Source organism: Streptomyces cyaneofuscatus (assembly GCF_033109485.1).
Lineage (GTDB): Bacteria > Actinomycetota > Actinomycetes > Streptomycetales > Streptomycetaceae > Streptomyces > Streptomyces cyaneofuscatus.
This window is the reverse complement of the sequence record NZ_CP137002.1, coordinates 6,262,891-6,281,043: the sequence shown is the minus strand read 5'-3', so window position 1 is coordinate 6,281,043 and position 18,153 is coordinate 6,262,891. Positions and strand designations below refer to the sequence as shown.

The window sequence follows — 18,153 nt, the reverse complement described above, 5'->3', positions numbered from 1 at the left end:
GGGCGCGACGACCGACCACTTCCGCATTTTCGTAAGGAGCAACTGAAACCATGTCGGTTTCCGTAACCCTTCCGGCGCTCGGCGAGAGCGTCACCGAGGGCACTGTCACCCGTTGGCTGAAGGCCGAGGGCGAGCGCGTCGAGGCCGACGAGCCGTTGCTCGAGGTCTCGACCGACAAGGTCGACACCGAGATCCCGGCCCCCGCGTCCGGCGTCCTGTCGTCCATCAAGGTCGCCGAGGACGAGACCGTCGAGGTCGGCGCCGAGCTGGCCGTCATCGACGACGGCTCCGGCGCACCGGCCGAGGAGGCGGCTCCGGCCCAGGCCGAGTCCACCGAGCCGGCCGCCACCCCGGCCCCGGCCGCCGAAGAGGCGCCCACCGCCCCGTCGACCGAGACCGAGGCTCCGGCCGAGGCCCCGACCGCCGAGGCCGCCACCGGCGGTTCGTCCGCCGAGGGCACCGACGTCACCCTCCCGGCGCTCGGCGAGAGCGTCACCGAGGGCACCGTCACCCGCTGGCTGAAGGAGGTCGGCGAGGAGGTCGCGGAGGACGAGCCCCTTCTCGAGGTCTCCACGGACAAGGTCGACACCGAGATCCCCGCCCCGGTCGCCGGTGTGCTGCTGGAGATCGTGGTCGGCGAGGACGAGACCGCCGAGGTCGGCGCCAAGCTCGCCGTCATCGGTGCTCCGGGCGCGGCCCCGAAGCAGGAAGCACCCAAGCAGGAGGCCCCGAAGGCCGAGGCGCCCAAGCAGGAGGAGGCTCCGAAGCAGGAGGCTCCGAAGGCTGAGGCCCCCAAGGCCGAGGCGCCGAAGGCTGAGGCCCCGAAGCAGGAGGCCCCCGCGGCTCCGGCTCCGGCGCCCGCCGCCGCGCCCGCCCCCGCTGCCCCGGCACCGGCAGCCACCCCGGCCGCCGCGCCCTCCGGCGACGACGGCGCGTACGTCACGCCGCTGGTCCGCAAGCTCGCGTCCGAGAACAACGTGGACCTGAGCTCGGTCAAGGGCACCGGCGTCGGTGGCCGTATCCGCAAGCAGGACGTCGTCGCCGCCGCGGAGGCCGCCAAGGCCGCCGCCGCTGCCCCGGCACCCGCCGCTCCGGCCGCCGCCAAGGCCGCGCCGAAGCTGGAGGCCTCCCCGCTGCGCGGTCAGACGGTCAAGATGACCCGCATGCGCAAGGTCATCGGCGACAACATGATGAAGGCGCTGCACTCGCAGGCCCAGCTGACCTCGGTCGTCGAGGTCGACATCACGAAGCTGATGAAGCTGCGCAACCAGGCGAAGGCCGCGTTCGCCGCCCGTGAGGGCGTCAAGCTGTCCCCGATGCCGTTCTTCGTGAAGGCGGCGGCCCAGGCGCTGAAGGCCCACCCGGTCATCAACGCCCGGATCAACGAGGACGAGGGCACCATCACGTACTTCGACGCGGAGAACATCGGCATCGCCGTGGACGCGGAGAAGGGCCTGATGACCCCGGTCATCAAGGGTGCGGGCGACCTGAACATCGCCGGTATCTCGAAGAAGACCGCCGAGCTGGCCGGCAAGGCCCGCGGTGGCGGCCTGACCCCGGACGACATGTCCGGTGCCACCTTCACCATCAGCAACACCGGTTCGCGCGGTGCGCTGTTCGACACCGTCATCGTGCCGCCGAACCAGGCAGCCATCCTGGGCATCGGCGCCACGGTCCGCCGCCCGGTGGTCATCGACCACCCGGACCTCGGCGAGACCATCGCGGTGCGCGACATGACGTACCTCGCGCTCTCCTACGACCACCGCCTGGTGGACGGCGCGGACGCCGCCCGTTACCTGACGTCGGTCAAGGCGATCCTGGAGGCCGGTGAGTTCGAGGTCGAGCTCGGCCTCTGAACGCTCCGGCTGTAACCAGCCTCACCAGCGGCGCCCCCGTCCGGAACTCTTCCGGGCGGGGGCGCCGCCGTATTGTCTAAACAGCCCGGGAGGCCCACCGCCACCGTGATGATGTAGGCAGCACCGGTCTGCCCTGAAGGAGCACCACATGACCCCGCCCGTCGTCCACTCGCTGCGCGAACAGATCCGCGAGCACATCGTGGAGGGGATCGTCAGCGGGCGCTGGAAGCCGGGTGAGCGGATCGTGGAGCGCCGCATCGCCACCGAGCTGGAGGTCAGCCAGACGCCCGTACGGGAGGCGCTGCGCGAGCTGGAGACGCTCCGGCTGATCGAGTCGGCCCCCAACAAGGGCGTCCGGGTCCGCAACCTCACCGCGGCCGACCTGGAGGAGAGCTACCCGGTACGGGCCGGCCTGGAGCAGATCGCCGCCGAGCTGGCCGCCCCGCTGCTCGGCCAGGACTGCTCGGCGCTGGAGCCGCACGTGGCCGCGCTGTACGAGGCGGACCGGCTGGCCGACGGCGAGGCCCAGGTGCGGCACACGGTCGGCTTCCACCGGGAGATGGTCCGGGCCGCCGGGAACGCGGTGCTGCTGCACACCTGGGAGGGGCTCGGCATCGAGGTGTTCACCGCCCTCTCCATCCGCTGGCTGGGCACAGTGCAGAAGTCGTACGCGGAGGAGCACCAGGCCCTCATCGACGCGTTCCTCGCCGGGGACCCGCAGATCGGCGCCCTGGTGAAGGCGCACGTACTGGGCTGCGCGCCGCGCGCCTGACCTGACCGGCAGGCTCCGATCATCTGGCGTGCGACCTGCTCTTCCGTGCAGGTCAGCGCCCTATTTGCACGCTATTTCGCGTCACTCCGTGCCCCCTTTCGAGGCACCCCATGCCACTTTTCTTCGTATCGAGAAGTTTTGCCTTCAATCCTTTGATCGATCATCGATCAGCGCCTTACAGTTCACTTCGCGGGCCCACCGGCCCCACCGCTCTGTCCTGCCAGATAGAGCCTTCTCCACCCCCCTCCTCTCCGGAAGGCGGCGATCATGACCGACCCCGTAGGAAAGCTTCCGAGCGAGCTCGACCAGCTCCCGGACCGTGACCCCGAGGAGACCGCCGAATGGGCGGCCTCCCTGGACGCCGTCACCCAGGCCGCCGGCCCGCACCGCGCCGCGTACCTGATGCGCCGCTCGCTCCAGCACGCCGAGGGCGCCGGTCTCGCGCTGCCCAAGCTGCTGGAGACCGATTACGTCAACTCCATCCCGACCGCCGCCGAGCCCGCGTTCGACGGCGACCTGGAGATGGAGTCGAAGATCACCGCGTGGAACCGCTGGAACGCGGCCGCGATGGTGACCCGTGGCGCCCGGTACGGGGTGGGCGGCCACATCGCCACCTTCGCCTCGGCGGCCTGGCTCTACGAGACCGGCTTCAACCACTTCTTCCGCGGCAAGGAGGGGGACGGCTCCGGCGACCAGCTCTACATCCAGGGCCACGCCTCCCCCGGCATCTACGCCCGCGCCTTCCTCGACGGCCGGATCAGCGAGCAGCAGCTCGACCACTTCCGCCAGGAGTCCGGTGGCGAGGGCCTGCCCTCCTACCCGCACCCGCGGCGGCTGCCCTGGCTGTGGGAGTTCCCCACCGTGTCGATGGGCCTCGGCCCGCTCTCGGCCATCTACCAGGCGCGCTTCAACCGCTATCTGACCAACCGCTCCATCAAGGACACCTCCAACTCGCACGTCTGGGCCTTCCTGGGCGACGGCGAGATGGACGAGCCGGAGTCGACCGCCGCCCTCGCGCTGGCCGCGCGTGAGCAGCTCGACAACCTGACCTTCGTCATCAACTGCAACCTGCAGCGCCTCGACGGTCCGGTCCGCGCCAACTTCCGCGTGGTCCAGGAGCTGGAGGCGCAGTTCCGGGGCGCCGGCTGGAACGTCGTCAAGACGCTCTGGGGCAACGCCTGGGACGAGCTGTTCCAGCTGGACGCCACGGGCGCGCTGCTGCGCCGCCTGCGCGAGGTCCCGGACGCCCAGTTCCAGACGTACGCCACCCGCGATGTCGCCTACATCCGCGACCACTTCTTCGGCGCCGAGCCCGCCCTCGCCGAGCTGGCGAAGCTGCTCACCGACGCGAAGATCGCCGAGTGTTTCTACACCTCGCGCGGCGGCCACGAGGCCCGCAAGGTGTACGCGGCGTACAAGGCGGCCGTGGAGCACAAGGGCGCGCCGACCGTGATCCTGGCCCAGACGGTCAAGGGCTACACGCTCGGCAAGGGCTTCGAGTCCAAGAACGCCAACCACCAGATGAAGAAGCTGTCGATCGACGAGTTCAAGGGCATGCGCGAGCTGCTCGGCCTCCCGATCCCCGACAGCGCCTTCGAGGACGGTCTGGTCCCCTACGGCCACCCGGGCGCCGACTCCCCCGAGGTCCGCTACCTCCAGGAGCGCCGCGCGGCCCTCGGCGGCCCCGCCCCCGCCCGCCGGATGCACGCCTCGGCGCCGCTGCCGCAGCCCGAGGAGCGCGCGTTCAAGGCCCTGTACAAGGGGTCCGGCAAGCAGGAGATGGCCACCACCATGGCGTTCGTCCGCCTGGTGAAAGACCTGATGCGGGACAAGGAGACCGGCAAACGCTGGGTGCCGATCGTCCCGGACGAGGCCCGTACCTTCGGTATGGAGTCGCTGTTCCCGTCGGCCGGCATCTACTCGCCGCTGGGGCAGACGTACGACCCGGTCGACCGTGACCAGCTGATGTACTACAAGGAGGCCAAGGACGGCCAGATCCTCAACGAGGGGATCACCGAGGCCGGCGCCATGGCCGACTTCATCGCCGCCGCCACGTCGTACGCGACGCACGGCGAGACGATGATCCCGTTCTACATCTTCTACTCGATGTTCGGCTGGCAGCGGACCGGCGACCAGATGTGGCAGCTCGCCGACCAGCTCGGCAAGGGCTTCATCGTCGGCGCCACGGCGGGCCGTACGACCCTGACGGGTGAGGGCCTCCAGCACGCGGACGGCCACTCTCACCTGATCGCGGCCACCAACCCGGCCTCGCTCAACTACGACCCGGCGTTCGCGTACGAGGTCGCGGTGATCGTCAAGGACGGTCTGCGCCGGATGTACGGCCCCGATGCCGAGGACGTCTTCTACTACCTGACGGTCTACAACGAGCCGAAGCCCCAGCCCGCGATGCCCGAGGGCGTCGAGGAGGGCATCGTCAAGGGCCTGTACCGCTTCAAGGAGGGCACGCCCGCGAAGGCGGACGCGCCGCGCCTCCAGCTGCTGGCCTCCGGTACGGCGATCCACTGGGCCCTGGAGGCCCAGGAGCTGCTGGCCGCCGACTGGGGTGTCACGGCCGACGTCTGGTCCGCCACCTCGTGGGGCGAGCTGCGCCGCGACGCGCTGGAGGCCGACGAGGCACTCCTCCGCGGTGAGGTGCAGGTGCCGTACGTGACGCAGGCGCTCTCCGGTGCGCCGGGTCCGGTGCTCGCGGTCAGCGACTGGATGCGCCAGGTCCCGGACCAGATCAGCCAGTGGGTGGAGCAGGACTGGTCCTCGCTCGGCACGGACGGCTTCGGCCTCTCCGACACCCGCGCGGCGGCCCGCCGCCACTTCGGCGTCGACGCCCAGTCGATCGTGGTGGCGTCGCTGGCCCAGCTCGCCAAGCGCGGCGAGGTCCCGGCCTCGGCGGTCAAGGAGGCCCGGGAGCGGTACGGTCTCTGAGCCACCGGCCCGACCTGACCCCCCGGTCACCGGGGCGAGCGCGTCCGACAACGCGTCCGCCCCGGCGGCCGGGGGTTTCGGCGTGGACGGACGGGGGCAAGCCCCTGTGCCCCGCTGCCGCCACAATGGGCCCATGCGCGCTGCCCGGCTGATCAAGATGGTGCTGCTCCTCCAGTCCCGCCCCGTCATGTCCGCCGCCGAACTGGCGGCGGAGCTGGAGGTGTCGGAGCGCACGGTCACCCGCGACGCCCAGGCCCTCTCCGAGGCGGGCGTCCCGGTCTACGCCGAGCGCGGCCGGGCGGGCGGCTACCGGCTCATCGGCGGCTACCGCACCCGGCTGACCGGCCTCGCCCGCAACGAGGCGGAGGCCCTCTTCCTCTCCGGCCTGCCCTCGGCGCTCCGCGAGATGGGCCTGGAGGACGCGGCATCGGCGGCCCGGCTCAAGGTGTCGGCCGCCCTGCTGCCCTCCGTACGCGACGCCTCGGCCTCCGCCGCCCAGCGCTTCCACCTGGACGCCCCGTCCTGGTACCACGAACCGGAGCCCCCCGACGCCCTGCCCGCCGTCGCCGACGCCGTCTGGGACGACCGCCTGCTGCGCGCCCGCTACCGCAAGGGCGGCGGCCGCGGACACGGGCGGAACGGTACGGAGGTGGCGCGGGAGCTCGCTCCGTACGGGCTCGTCCTCAAGGCCGGGGTCTGGTACCTCTGCGCCAAGGCGGGGGACGACTTCCGGGTCTACCGGATCGACCGGTTCACCTCGGTGGAGCCGGCCGACGAGCGCTTCGAGCGGGACGAGACCTTCGACCTGCCCGCGTTCTGGGACGCCCGGGCCGCCGAGTTCGCCCGGTCCCTCCTCCGTACCGAGGTAACCGTACGGGTGTCCGAGAGCGGTGCCCGGCGGCTCGCGTTCACCGGTGACCGGGCGGCCGCCGCCACGGCCCTCTCCGAGGCCCCTCCCGCCGGCCCGGACGGGTGGCGCACGGTCGTCCTTCCCGTGGAGTCACTGGACGTGGCGTACAGCCAGCTCCTTTCGCTGGGTCCCGAGTTGGAGGTCGTGGCCCCCGAGGAGCTGCGGGGCCGGTTCGCCGAGGCGGCCGAACGCCTGCGCGAGCTGTATCGCTGAAAGGCTTCTTTTCGCCGTCTGGGCGTGCGGGGGGTCCCGGCAGGCTGGATGCTGGACCCGTGATGGACGAGACGGAATTCTGGGAGCTCATCGACAGCAGCCGCGAGGGAGCCGAGGGCGACCCCGAGGAGCAGGCCGACCTGCTCGTGGAACGGCTGGTGCAGCTCGACCCCGATTCCGTGCTGGACTTCGCCCGGCACTTCGAGGCCCGCTACAACCGCGCCTACCGCTGGGATCTGTGGGGCGCGGCCGCCGTGCTGCTCGGCGGGGCCAGCGACGACGCCTTCGACTACTTCCGGTGCTGGCTGATCGGCCAGGGCCGGGAGGTCTTCGAGGGCGCGCTGCACGACCCGGACGATCTGGCGGAGCTGCTGGACGACTTCGACGAGGAGATCGACGGGGACGGCGAGGAGCTGGGCTACGCGGCCGACGAGGCGTACGAGCAGCTCACGGGCGTGGTCGCGCCCGACCTGGGCCTGCCGCCGCAGCCCACCGAGCCGCTGGGCTCCCCGGTCGACTTCGAGGACGAGACGGCGCTGGCGGCCCGCTACCCGGAGCTCTGGGACCGCTTCGCACCCCGCTGAGTCACCGAGCTGCTGAACCCCGCCGCTCAGGGCGCCAGCGAGCGGCCCATCAGGACGTCGTCGACATAGCTGCCGTCCAGGAAGAGCTCCCCGCTCAGCACCCCTTCCACGGCGAACCCCTCGGAGGCGTAGAGCGCCCGGGCGGGGGTGTTGTGCCCGAGCACCCGCAGCGTGATCCGGTTGGCCCCCTGACGCCGCGCCTCGGCGCTCGCGGCCCGCAGCAGGGTCCGCCCGACCCCGGCCCCGCGCGCCCAGACCGCCACGGCCAGGCCCTGTATCTGCCGCACATGGGCGTGGCAGGCGAGCGAGGTGGGCTGGACCAGGCGTATGTACCCGGCGATGCGCTTCCCGTCCACGTCGGTCGCGGCCTCGGCCACCAGGAAGTCCTCGGGCCGGTGCCGCTCGTCGAAGAAGGGCTCGTACGGCGGCTGGGGCCGCGGCAGGACCGCGTGCAGCGTCGACCAGGTGGACCGGTCGAGCTCACCGAGGGTCTCCCCGTCGGCCGGCAGGGCGGGGCGGACGGAGACGGAGTGGAGGGTGGTGGTTGCGGACATGGCGCCACTGTCCCATGCCGGGTTCTTGGCACTCCATAGTGTTTTCCCCCGTATCCACTGCCGGGTTTCCCGTAGTCTCCACTGCCGGGGGTTTCCCGTTGTCGCCACTGCCGGGTTTCCCGTAGTCGCCACTGCCGGGTTTCCCGTAGTCGCCACTGCCGTGTTTCCCGTGATCCGTGGGGCAGGATGGCACCATGCCGACCTCCCGTATCGCCGTCACTGGTTCCTCCGGACTCATCGGAGCGGCGCTCGTGCGCTCGCTGCGCGCCGACGGGCACGAGGTGGCCCGCCTGGTGCGACGGCCCGCCAGGTCCGGTGACGAGGTGGAGTGGGACCCCAAGCGCGGTTACGTGGACGTGGCCGGGCTGGTGGGCTGCGACGCGGTCGTCCACCTCGCCGGCGCCGGGGTCGGCGACCACCGCTGGACCGACGACTACAAGCGGGAGATCCGCGACAGCCGGGTGCTGGGCACGGCCGCGATCGCCGAGGCCGTCGCCTCGCTGGACACCCCGCCGCGCGTGCTGCTCTCCGGGTCGGCCATCGGCTACTACGGCGATACGGGAGACCGCGCCGTGGACGAGAGCGCGCCGCCCGGGGACGGCTTCCTGCCCTCCGTCTGCGAGGAGTGGGAGGCCGCGACGGCCGCCGCCGAGGAGCGGAACATCCGCACGGTGCACGCCCGCACCGGACTGGTGGTGGCCCGCGAGGGCGGGGCGTGGGGGCGGCTGTTCCCCCTGTTCAAGGCGGGGCTCGGCGGGCGGCTGGGCAACGGCCGCCAGTACTGGAGCTACATCGCGCTGCACGACCATGTCGCCGCCCTCCGCCACATCCTGGACACCGAGTCGTTGTCCGGCCCGGTGAACCTGACCGGTCCCGACCCCGTCACCAATGCCGAGGTGACCGCCGCGATGGGCCGGGTGCTGCGCCGCCCGACCCTGTTCACGGCCCCGGCGCCCGCGCTGCGGGTCGCGCTCGGGGAGTTCGCCGGCGATGTGCTGGGCAGTCAGCGGGTGATCCCCGGGCAGCTGCTGGACTCCGGCTTCTCGTTCGCGTTCCCCGGCATCGACGCGGCGATCCGCGCGGCGCTGCGCTGAGCTCCGTGCTCAGGGGGCGGCACAGTGTGCGACCCCGTGCCCCGGTGCTCCCGGCCACGCGCGTCTGATGCACTATCAGCCATCCTCCTAACCTCGGTGCGAACTCCGGCATTCCGGGGACCTGTTGGGGGCAAGAAGCCCCCACCAGTCGCACCGACTCGGGGAGGGCCTTGTGCGCAGCACGGCACACCACGCGGACGTGATCATCATCGGGGCCGGGATCGCCGGCCTCTCAGCGGCCCATCTGCTGACCGGCGCCGGAGTCGGCGTCAGTGTCCTGGAGGCGGCCTCCACCGTGGGCGGCCGGCTGGCCACCCATGAGGTGGACGGCTTCCGCCTCGACCAGTTCGGCCCTCTGCTCTGCACCTCCTGGCCGGAGCTGACCTCCACCCCGGGGCTCGGCACCCCGGAGCTGCGGAAGTTCGCGTCCGGGGTGCTGGTGCACAGCGAGGGCCGCCGCCACCGCACCGGTGACATACGGAGCGCGAGGGGCGCACTCAGAGCCGTACGCGCCCGATCGAGCGCCCCCCAGGCCTCGCCGGGCGGCTACGGGGGCCAGCTGCGGATCGCGTCCCGGAGCGGCCTGGGCGCGAAGACCTCGGGCCTGCGGAGCAGCGCCACCGTGTCCGAGGCGATCGACCGGGCCCGGCTCGGCGCGGCGCTCTCCCGGCTGGCCGCCACCCCGACGGCCCGGCTCCTGGCCCGCCCCGAGCGGACGGCGCTCGCCGCCCTGAGGGCGGGTCAGATGCCGGCCCGTACGGTGGACGGCGTCCTGCGTCCGCTGCTGACCGCGCTGCTCGGCGACCCCGGCCTCACCACATCCAGCCGGTACGCGGACCTGGCGCTGCGCGACTATGCGCGGGGCGGACTGTGTGTACCGGCGGGCGGTTCGGGAACGCTGCCGGATCTGCTGGCGGCAGCGCTGCCTCCCGGCACGGTCCGGACCGGGGTGCATGTCACGGCCGCCGACATCACCACCGTACGCACCAAGGAGCACGGTGAACTGGGGTGCCGTTCCCTGTTGCTGGCCACCGGGGCGGGGGCCGCGGCCGAGCTGCTGCCCGGGCTGCGGGTGCCGGCCTTCCGCCCGGTGACGGTCCTTCACCACACCGCGCCCGCGCCGCCGCCGACCGGCAGGTCGCTGGTGCTGGACGGGGACCGGTCGGGTCCGGTGGCGTACACGGCGGTGATGAGCGAGGTCGACCCCTCGCGCGCGCCGGAGGGCCGGACGCTGATCACCTCGACCGTGCTCGGGACGCCTCCGCCGGACCTGGACCGTTCCGTACGGGCGCAGCTGGCGGCGCTGTACGGGACGCCGACGGGCGACTGGGAGCTGCTGGCCGCCCACCACGACCCGGAGGCCGTGCCCGCGATGGAGGCCCCGCACGACCCGCGCCGGCCGGTGCGGGTGCTGGCGGGGCTGTACGTGTGCGGCGACCACCGGGACACCAGCTCGGTCCAGGGGGCGCTGCACTCGGGGCGCCGGGCGGCGGAGGCGATCCTGACGGACCTGGGGGTGGCTCGGGAGCGTCAGGGGGGCGCCCGGCTGCCGGAGGCGGCGTAGGGGCGGGCGCTCTTTTGCGCTGACGCCCGCCCGGGGGCTGCTTTCGGTCTCAGCCCAGCGCCGCCACCCGGTCGCGGTAGCCACGGACGGGGGCGGCGTCCCGGTACGGCTCCAGGCTGCGCTCGAAGGCGCGTACGTACTCGGCGGCCCGGACCGAGCGCATCTCGGAGGCCTGCTGGGCGGCCTCGGCCCCCAGCCGGCAGGCCTGCTCCAGCTCGCCGAGGCCCAGCCGGGCGGAGGCGAGGACCACCCGGCAGAACAGCCGGCTACGGGCGTACGCCGGGGCGCGCAGCTGGAGTGAGCGCTCCGCGTGCTGGGCGGCGGCCCGGTACTGCTGGAGGTCGCGGTGGCAGTGGCCGAGCTCGTGGGCGAGCTGGGCCTCGTCGAAGGGGCGGGCCCAGGCCGGCGCCTCGTCCCCGGGGCGCGCGGTCTCCAGGGCGTGCTCGGCCCGGGTCAGCGCGGCGGTGCAGGCCCGCGCCTCGCCGAGGATCCCGTGGCCGCGCGCCTCGACCGAGTGCAGCAGGGCCTGGACGAGGGGCGGGGCGGCGGAGCCGATGCCCTGCTGGGCGACGCGGGCGAGCTGCACGGCCTCCCTGCCGTGGCCGAGGTAGACGGCCTGACGGCTCATGGTGATCAGGACGTACGCCCCGTAACCGCGGTCCCCGGCGGCCTGGGCGAGCCGCAGGGCCTGGACGAAGTACCGCTGGGCCAGGCCGTGGGCGGCGATGTCGAAGGAGGTCCAGCCGGCCAGCCGGGTCAGGTCGGCGACCGCGGCGAAGAGGCGGCGCCCGGTGGCTTCGCCGTAGCTCCCGCGGAGCATCGGCTCGGCCTCGTGCTCCAGGTATCGCACGAGGGCCTGGCGGGCGTGGCCGCCGCCGTAGGTGTGGTCGAGGGTGCGGAAGAGCTCGCCGACCGAGCGCAGCGCCGCGACGTCGCCGTTGCCGACCCGCAGGCCGGGCCCGCGCTCGGTCTGCCGCTGGCGCGGGACCACGGGGAGCACCTCCGTACCGGAAGAGGCTCCGGACGTACCCGAGGAGGCCCCGGACGTGCCGGGAGAGACTCCGGACGTGCCGGAAGAGGCTCCGGAGCCGGGCAGTCCGCCGGGCAGCGCGCCCGTCCCCGCCAGACCTGGCCGGGCCCTTCCGGACGGGTCCGCCGACGGCTGGCCACCGGCCGGAACGGGGTGGCCGGTGGCGGGCCGGCCCGCAGGGCGTACGGATCCGCCGGGGCGGGGCGCGCCGCGGAGGTCGGTGCGCAGGCCCCCGTCCGTACGGCCCGGCGCCTGCGCCTCCGTACGGCCGCCGGCTGCCGTGGCTCCACCGGCCACCCCGGCACCCGCCCTGCGGTGCGGGGCGGGCGGCTGGGCCGCCCCGCCGTCGCGGGCCACCCACTCGTCGGCGCGGCCGATCAGCCAGTCGCGGCTGGGGACGACGAGACCGGCGGGGGTGAAGGCGATCTTGCGCAGCTCGGTGTGCGTCCCCGAGTCCTTGCGCCACAGGCCGCTGACGATGTCGACGGCCTCGGTGGGGGTGGCCGCGAACTCCAGCCCCGCGTAGACGGGCGCGCAGGCGTCCAGGCCGAGGTCCTGCGCGGAGAGCCGCCGCCCGAGCCGCCGGGTGAAGACCTCGGCGATCAGGGCGGGGGTCGTGCCGCGCGGCTGCTGTCCCCGCAGCCAGCGGGTGACCGAGGTTTTGTCGTACCGCAGGTCCAGTCCGTGTTCGAGGCCGAGCTGATCGACCCGGCGGGCGAGGCCCGCGTGGGAGAACCCGGCTTCCGCGATGAGCGAGGCTAGGCGGCGGTTGGGCGTGCGCTGCGGGGGTCGTTCCGACATCAGCTGTACGGTCTCCTGCCTTCGGGGGCCCGGGCAGCCCCTGGGGAACGGCGCGAATTTAGCGTCCGCCGGGGCGGTCGGAGACACCCTTTGCTCCACGTTCATCCGATCGTGTGAGGATTGCGGACAGAGCTGACAGAAGGGACCGGACCACCCTCAGGTCGGAACACGCCGGAATACACGGCCAGGAGGCACCTCCTCCACCTGCCGGTGGGCCGGCCGGGTGACGGTCGTACAGTGGATGCGGGCGCGATCAGTGCAGGGTGCCGTCATCCCGGGGACACCCCTTCGGGCACACGGCGCCCGACGTAGGGAGGCATCTGTCGTGAGCGAGCTGCGGTTCGTCCGTCTGGGCTTCGGTGACGAGGCCGTCGAGTACACGGAGGCCTGGCAGAAGCAGCGCGAGGTGCACGCGGCCCGGTTCGAGGACCTGGTGCCGGACACCTGTCTGCTCCTGGAACACCCGCCCGTCTACACGGCGGGCCGCCGGACCGCCGAGAACGAGCGTCCGCTGGACGGTACCCCGGTCATCGACGTGGACCGGGGCGGGAAGATCACCTGGCACGGCCCGGGGCAGCTCGTCGGCTACCCGATCCAGAAGCTGCCGCGCCCGGTCGACGTCGTCGCGCACGTCCGCCGCCTGGAGGACGCGCTGATCCGTACGGCCGCCGACTTCGGGGTGGAGACCTCGCGGGTCGAGGGCCGCAGCGGTGTCTGGGTGCTCGGCGACCCGGTCGAGCAGCGGCAGGCGCTCGGCGGCCTCTCCCTGGACTTCGACCCCAGGCTCCAGGACGAGGAGTTCGACCCGCGGCTGAACGGCCCGGAGTACGCCCCGTCCAACGCGGGCCAGCGCCGCGAGGACCGCAAGCTGGCCGCGATCGGGATCCGGGTCGCCAAAGGCGTCACGATGCACGGCTTCGCGCTCAACGTGAACCCGGACAACACCTGGTTCGACCGGATCGTGCCGTGCGGTATCCGTGACGCGGGAGTGACGTCCCTCTCGAACGAGCTGGGCCGGGAGATCACCATCGAGGAGGTGCTGCCGGTCGCCGAGAAGCACCTGCGGGACATCCTGGAGAACGCGGAGCTCGCGCCCCGCGTGATCGAGCAGCCGGCCGAGCGGTCGGCGGGCCGGCCGAAGGCCGCGGCCCCGGCGTAGCGACCGGCTAGTCGTACCGGCTGGTAGTACCGGTCAGTAGCCCCGACCGCCGCCACCGGCCGGGGAAGCGCCGGGGAATAGGCCCCGTCGGCCACAGGTTGGCCAGGCGTAAGGCCGTTTGATTTACGGGCGTACCCTGGTGTTCGCCGAAGAATCCCATGCGAAAACCACGCAGCAGAAAGCAAAGGGGAGCCGGAGTGTCCGCTGTCGCACCCGACGGGCGCAAGATGCTGCGCCTGGAGGTCCGAAACAGCCAGACCCCCATCGAGCGCAAGCCCGAGTGGATCAAAACGCGGGCGAAGATGGGCCCCGAGTACAAGCAGCTGCAGAATCTCGTGAAGGGCGAGGGGCTGCACACGGTCTGCCAGGAGGCGGGCTGCCCCAACATCTTCGAGTGCTGGGAGGACCGCGAGGCCACCTTCCTCATCGGCGGCGACCAGTGCACGCGGCGCTGCGACTTCTGCCAGATCGACACGGGCAAGCCGCAGGCGCTGGACCGTGACGAGCCCCGCCGGGTCGGCGAGTCCGTCGTCAAGATGGACCTGAACTACGCCACCATCACCGGCGTCGCCCGCGACGACCTGGAGGACGGCGGGTCCTGGCTGTACGCCGAGACCGTCCGCCAGATCCACACGCTGACGGCGGAGCGGGAGGCGGGCGCGACCAAGGTCGAGCTGCTGATCCCCGACTTCAACGCCGAGCCCGAGCAGCTCGCCGAGGTCTTCTCCTCGCGCCCCGAGGTGCTCGCGCACAACGTGGAGACGGTGCCGCGCATCTTCAAGCGCATCCGCCCCGGCTTCCGCTACGAGCGGTCCCTGGAAGTCATCACGCGGGCCCGCGAGGCCGGCCTGGTGACCAAGTCCAACCTGATCCTCGGCATGGGCGAGACCCGCGAGGAAGTCAGCGAGGCGCTCCAGGACCTGTACGACGCGGGTTGCGAGCTCATCACGATTACGCAGTACCTGCGGCCCACCGTGCGCCACCACCCGGTGGAGCGCTGGGTGAAGCCGATGGAGTTCGTGGAGCTGAAGGACGAGGCCGACGCGATCGGCTACTCCGGTGTGATGTCGGGGCCGCTGGTGCGTTCCTCGTACCGCGCGGGCCGGCTGTTCCAGCAGGCGATGGAGGCCCGCGGCGCGGCCACCGGAAGCGTGCCGACGGCCCAGGCCGTGTGAGCAACCGTGTGAGTCCGCTCACCCGCGCTACCGAGCAGTAACCGCATGGCCGAGGCGGCCTGTGCGCTCCCCGCAGGTGAGGGACGCGTACGGGCCGCCTCGGCGTGCGGGGCGCCGGAATGAAGGGTTCATTGGTGTTTGACCGCCCGGTCACGCACTGGTAACACCGAGCAGTGACCCTAGGTACACGTGCAGCGGCCGCTCCCACGGCCGTCGCCGTCACTGCTTCCCGTACTCCGTCCGCGCCCCGGGTGGCGCATCTACTCCGAGGGGAAACATCATGCAGGCCGCACCGGTCCGCACCCACGCCATTCCGTCCGTCACCACCGCCCTGCGCGCCGTCGAGTCGCTGCTGCTGAGCAGCGGCCAGCGCACCGCCCGCCGCAACGCCTGGACGGCCGTCCTGGAGGACCGCCGCCGGGCCAAGGACCGGGTGGAGTCGCTGTACGTACCGGACGCGGTGGCCGACCACCGTTCCTAGGTCGCTTCCACGCCACGTAAACTTCGGTACATGGCGAGGAAGGCAAAAACCGAAGGCGCGGACAGCGCCGAGAACGCAGGGCGGCTCAAGCAGATCGCCCTGACCTACAAGATGACCAAGCGGTCCGACAGCAAGATCGGGTTCATCGTCGCGGGCGTGGGAATCGCCACGTTCGGTGTCCTCCTCGGCATCGGCTTCTTGATCGGTCACCCGGTCTACCTGGGCATCCTGGGCTTCGTCCTGGCCGTCCTCGCGATGGCGATCGTCTTCGGACGACGGGCCGAGCGTGCGGCCTTCGGGCAGATGGAGGGCCAGCCCGGTGCGGCGGCCGCCGTCCTGGACCGCATCGGACGCGGCTGGACCACGACCCCCGCTGTGGCGATGAACCGCAGCCAGGACGTCGTGCACCGGTCCGTCGGCAAGGCCGGCATCGTCCTGGTCGCCGAGGGCAACCCGAACCGGGTGAAGGGCCTCCTGGCGGCCGAGAAGAAGAAGATGGCCCGCATCGTGGTGGACGTCCCGGTCCACGACATCATCGTGGGCAACGGCGAGGGCCAGGTGCCCCTGAAGAAGGTCCGCACCAAGATGCTGAAGCTTCCCCGCGTCCTGACCGGCCCGCAGGTGACCACCACCAACGACCGGCTGCGCGCGATGGGCGACCTGATGAGCAACATGCCGCTGCCGAAGGGCCCGATGCCCAAGGGCATGCGGATGCCGCGCGGCGGAAAGATGCGCTGAGCGCGGACGTACGCGACATACACAGCACGGCCCCGGACCGAGGAATCGGTCCGGGGCCGCTGCGTTCTACGGGTGTACGCGTTCTGCATCTGTACGGGAGGGGCTACATCCGGACCTGTACGGCGCGGCCGAGCCGGTCGTGGAGGCCGCGCCCGTCGCGGTCCCAGACGAGGGCGGGAATGACGAGCAGAAGCAGGACGGTACGTACGAGAACCCGCCCGAAGCCGAGGCGTCCGCCGTCCTCGGAGACCACGCGCAGCCCCAGGAGGCGCTTGCCGGGGGTGCAGCCGATGGTGCCGACGGTGAGGGCGCTCATGAGGAGGAAGACGCCGAGCGCCCAGTTCCCCGCCGCCTGCTGGTCACCGCGAGCGAGCAGCCCGTATGCGATCACCATGCAGATCGACCAGTCGATGAAGACGGCCCCGAGACGGCGACCGAACGAGGCGACGGCCCCCGGCCCCTCCTCGGGCAGCCCGAGCCGCTTGCCTCGGTAGCCGAAATCGGCACCCATGTCTTCGGCGGCCGCGCGGGGCCCTGAGAGCCACGATCCGATTGCTTGCCTGTTGTCCACCCGTCCACGGTACTGCGCCCAGGTTTGGGCCAGGCAGGGCGGGGCACGGAAAGAGCCGCGCGGAGACAGCCGCTGAGATGCCGCTCACCCTCGCCCCGGTTAACTTGGGCGAAACAAATGGGTCATGCTTGAGAAATCACGCCTGCCTAAGGTCGGGTCCAGCGTGTGCCACCGCACTGGCCGCACCACGAGCTACAACCCCGTCCCGCCCGGGCCGGGAGTAGGAGGAGTTGGATGTTCCAGAACGCCGACGAAGTGCAGAAGTACGTAGCGGACAACGACGTCAAGTTCATCGATGTCCGGTTCTGCGACCTGCCCGGGGTGATGCAGCACTTCACGATCCCGGCAGCGACCTTCGACCCGGCCGAGGAACTCGCTTTCGACGGCTCGTCGATCCGCGGTTTCCAGGCGATCCACGAGTCCGACATGGCGCTGCGCGCGGACCTGTCGACGGCTCGGGTGGACCCCTTCCGCCGTGACAAGACCGTCAACATCAACTTCTTCATCCACGACCCGATCACGGGTGAGCAGTACAGCCGTGACCCGCGGAACATCGCCAAGAAGGCCGAGGCGTACCTCGCCTCGACCGGCTTCGCGGACACCGCGTACTTCGGCCCGGAGGCCGAGTTCTACGTCTTCGACAACGTCCGCTTCCAGACGTCGGCGAACGAGAGCTTCTACCACATCGACTCCGAGGCCGGCGCCTGGAACACCGGGTCGGAGGAGAACAACCGCGGCTACAAGGTCCGCTACAAGGGCGGCTACTTCCCGGTTCCGCCGGTGGACCACTTCGCCGACCTGCGGGCCGAGATCTCCCTGGAGCTGGACAAGAACGGCCTCCAGGTCGAGCGCCAGCACCACGAGGTCGGCACCGCCGGCCAGGCCGAGATCAACTACAAGTTCAACACGCTGCTCGCCGCGGCCGACGACCTGATGCTCTTCAAGTACATCGTGAAGAACGTCGCCTGGCGCAACGGCAAGACCGCGACCTTCATGCCGAAGCCGATCTTCGGCGACAACGGCTCGGGCATGCACGTGCACCAGTCGCTGTGGCAGGGCGGCTCGCCGCTCTTCTACGACGAGCAGGGTTACGCCGGCCTGTCGGACATGGCGCGCTACTACATCGGCGGCATCCTGAAGCACGCCCCGTCGCTGCTGGCGTTCACCAACCCGACGGTGAACTCGTACCACCGCCTGGTCCCCGGCTTCGAGGCCCCGGTCAACATGGTGTACTCGCAGCGGAACCGTTCCGCCGCGATGCGCATCCCGATCACCGGCTCGAACCCGAAGGCCAAGCGCGTCGAGTTCCGCGCCCCGGACCCGTCCTCCAACCCGTACCTCGCGTTCTCCGCGCTGCTGATGGCGGGCCTGGACGGCGTCAAGAACAAGATCGAGCCGGCCGAGCCGATCGACAAGGACCTCTACGAGCTGGCTCCCGAGGAGCACGCCAACGTCCAGCAGGTCCCGACGTCCCTCCCGGCCGTGCTCGACGCCCTGGAGGCGGACAACGAGTACCTCCAGGCGGGCGGCGTCTTCACGTCGGACCTGATCGAGACGTGGATCGACTACAAGCGCACGCACGAGATCGCCCCGATCCAGCTGCGCCCGCACCCGCACGAGTTCGAGCTGTACTTCGACATCTAGGCCTTGGGTGCCTGAAGACGCGTGAGGGCCGCCACTTCCTTCCGGGAGGTGGCGGCCCTCGGTCGTG

The 18,153-nt window shown here is 71.7% G+C and carries 15 protein-coding genes; 12 read left to right on the top strand and 3 right to left on the bottom strand.

Features of this window, described 5'->3' with window-relative positions; translation table 11 throughout:
• The first annotated feature begins 50 nt into the window (after positions 1–50).
• The 5 genes from sucB (at position 51) to R2B67_RS27605 (ending at position 7,275) form a co-directional block, all read left to right on the top strand.
• Positions 51–1,856: a 2-oxoglutarate dehydrogenase, E2 component, dihydrolipoamide succinyltransferase gene (sucB, locus tag R2B67_RS27625; RefSeq protein ID WP_317821842.1), complete on the top strand. Its 1,806-nt coding sequence runs from the start codon at positions 51–53 to the stop codon at positions 1,854–1,856.
• Between the two features lie 148 nt (positions 1,857–2,004).
• A complete protein-coding gene (locus R2B67_RS27620) occupies positions 2,005–2,628 on the top strand; it encodes a GntR family transcriptional regulator (RefSeq protein WP_018511906.1) in 624 nt (207 codons plus the stop codon).
• Positions 2,629–2,895: 267 nt separating this feature from the next.
• A complete protein-coding gene (gene aceE, locus R2B67_RS27615) occupies positions 2,896–5,568 on the top strand; it encodes a pyruvate dehydrogenase (acetyl-transferring), homodimeric type (protein WP_317821840.1) in 2,673 nt (890 codons plus the stop codon).
• A 133-nt stretch (positions 5,569–5,701) separates the two neighbouring features.
• On the top strand, positions 5,702–6,691 hold the full coding sequence (locus R2B67_RS27610) for a helix-turn-helix transcriptional regulator (protein WP_317821838.1): 990 nt from the start codon (positions 5,702–5,704) through the stop codon (positions 6,689–6,691).
• A 62-nt stretch (positions 6,692–6,753) separates the two neighbouring features.
• Positions 6,754–7,275: a DUF4240 domain-containing protein gene (locus R2B67_RS27605; protein ID WP_317821836.1), complete on the top strand. Its 522-nt coding sequence runs from the start codon at positions 6,754–6,756 to the stop codon at positions 7,273–7,275.
• Positions 7,276–7,301: 26 nt separating this feature from the next.
• On the opposite strand, the gene R2B67_RS27600 is transcribed toward R2B67_RS27605, so the two are convergent.
• Positions 7,302–7,829, bottom strand: coding sequence for a GNAT family N-acetyltransferase (locus R2B67_RS27600; protein WP_317821834.1), 528 nt, complete (start codon positions 7,827–7,829; stop codon positions 7,302–7,304).
• 194 nt (positions 7,830–8,023) lie between these two features.
• Between R2B67_RS27600 and R2B67_RS27595 the strand changes: the two genes are divergently transcribed.
• A complete protein-coding gene (locus R2B67_RS27595) occupies positions 8,024–8,923 on the top strand; it encodes a TIGR01777 family oxidoreductase (protein WP_317821832.1) in 900 nt (299 codons plus the stop codon).
• Between the two features lie 172 nt (positions 8,924–9,095).
• Complete coding sequence (locus R2B67_RS27590; protein WP_317821830.1) at positions 9,096–10,487, top strand: FAD-dependent oxidoreductase; 1,392 nt, start codon at positions 9,096–9,098, stop codon at positions 10,485–10,487.
• Positions 10,488–10,536: 49 nt separating this feature from the next.
• Here R2B67_RS27590 and R2B67_RS27585 read toward each other — a convergent pair whose 3' ends face one another.
• The gene (locus tag R2B67_RS27585; protein ID WP_317821829.1) at positions 10,537–12,318 is read right to left on the bottom strand and encodes an NsdA family TPR-like regulatory protein; all 1,782 of its coding nucleotides are present in this window, start codon (positions 12,316–12,318) and stop codon (positions 10,537–10,539) included.
• 325 nt (positions 12,319–12,643) lie between these two features.
• Between R2B67_RS27585 and lipB the strand changes: the two genes are divergently transcribed.
• From lipB to R2B67_RS27565, 4 genes are all read left to right on the top strand, one after another.
• Positions 12,644–13,477 carry a lipoyl(octanoyl) transferase LipB gene (gene lipB / locus R2B67_RS27580; protein ID WP_317821828.1) on the top strand — a complete coding sequence of 278 codons (834 nt, stop codon included), beginning with the start codon at positions 12,644–12,646 and terminating at the stop codon, positions 13,475–13,477.
• A gap of 197 nt (positions 13,478–13,674) precedes the next feature.
• Complete coding sequence (gene lipA / locus R2B67_RS27575; protein ID WP_030564321.1) at positions 13,675–14,652, top strand: lipoyl synthase; 978 nt, start codon at positions 13,675–13,677, stop codon at positions 14,650–14,652.
• A gap of 280 nt (positions 14,653–14,932) precedes the next feature.
• Positions 14,933–15,133 (top strand): SCO2195 family GlnR-regulated protein, encoded by a 201-nt coding sequence (locus R2B67_RS27570; RefSeq protein WP_317821825.1) that lies wholly within the window; start codon positions 14,933–14,935, stop codon positions 15,131–15,133.
• A gap of 30 nt (positions 15,134–15,163) precedes the next feature.
• On the top strand, positions 15,164–15,871 hold the full coding sequence (locus tag R2B67_RS27565; protein ID WP_018511895.1) for a DUF4191 domain-containing protein: 708 nt from the start codon (positions 15,164–15,166) through the stop codon (positions 15,869–15,871).
• 103 nt (positions 15,872–15,974) lie between these two features.
• Here R2B67_RS27565 and R2B67_RS27560 read toward each other — a convergent pair whose 3' ends face one another.
• Positions 15,975–16,382 (bottom strand): RDD family protein, encoded by a 408-nt coding sequence (locus tag R2B67_RS27560; protein ID WP_018511894.1) that lies wholly within the window; start codon positions 16,380–16,382, stop codon positions 15,975–15,977.
• 294 nt (positions 16,383–16,676) lie between these two features.
• On the opposite strand from R2B67_RS27560, the gene glnA reads away from it, so the two are divergent.
• Positions 16,677–18,086: a type I glutamate--ammonia ligase gene (gene glnA, locus R2B67_RS27555; RefSeq protein ID WP_018511893.1), complete on the top strand. Its 1,410-nt coding sequence runs from the start codon at positions 16,677–16,679 to the stop codon at positions 18,084–18,086.
• Positions 18,087–18,153: the final 67 nt, after the last annotated feature.

Bases quoted from the DNA above. Each gene is read 5' to 3' on its own strand.
- glnA (WP_018511893.1), top strand. From the start codon at position 16,677: ATGTTCCAGAACGCCGACGAAGTGCAGAAGTACGTAGCGGACAACGAC.
- R2B67_RS27570 (WP_317821825.1), top strand. From the start codon at position 14,933: ATGCAGGCCGCACCGGTCCGCACCCACGCCATTCCGTCCGTCACCACC.
- R2B67_RS27600 (WP_317821834.1), bottom strand. From the start codon at position 7,829: ATGTCCGCAACCACCACCCTCCACTCCGTCTCCGTCCGCCCCGCCCTG.
- aceE (WP_317821840.1), top strand. From the start codon at position 2,896: ATGACCGACCCCGTAGGAAAGCTTCCGAGCGAGCTCGACCAGCTCCCG.
- R2B67_RS27620 (WP_018511906.1), top strand. From the start codon at position 2,005: ATGACCCCGCCCGTCGTCCACTCGCTGCGCGAACAGATCCGCGAGCAC.
- R2B67_RS27595 (WP_317821832.1), top strand. From the start codon at position 8,024: ATGCCGACCTCCCGTATCGCCGTCACTGGTTCCTCCGGACTCATCGGA.
- sucB (WP_317821842.1), top strand. From the start codon at position 51: ATGTCGGTTTCCGTAACCCTTCCGGCGCTCGGCGAGAGCGTCACCGAG.
- R2B67_RS27560 (WP_018511894.1), bottom strand. From the start codon at position 16,382: ATGGGTGCCGATTTCGGCTACCGAGGCAAGCGGCTCGGGCTGCCCGAG.
- R2B67_RS27585 (WP_317821829.1), bottom strand. From the start codon at position 12,318: ATGTCGGAACGACCCCCGCAGCGCACGCCCAACCGCCGCCTAGCCTCG.
- R2B67_RS27610 (WP_317821838.1), top strand. From the start codon at position 5,702: ATGCGCGCTGCCCGGCTGATCAAGATGGTGCTGCTCCTCCAGTCCCGC.
- R2B67_RS27605 (WP_317821836.1), top strand. From the start codon at position 6,754: ATGGACGAGACGGAATTCTGGGAGCTCATCGACAGCAGCCGCGAGGGA.
- R2B67_RS27565 (WP_018511895.1), top strand. From the start codon at position 15,164: ATGGCGAGGAAGGCAAAAACCGAAGGCGCGGACAGCGCCGAGAACGCA.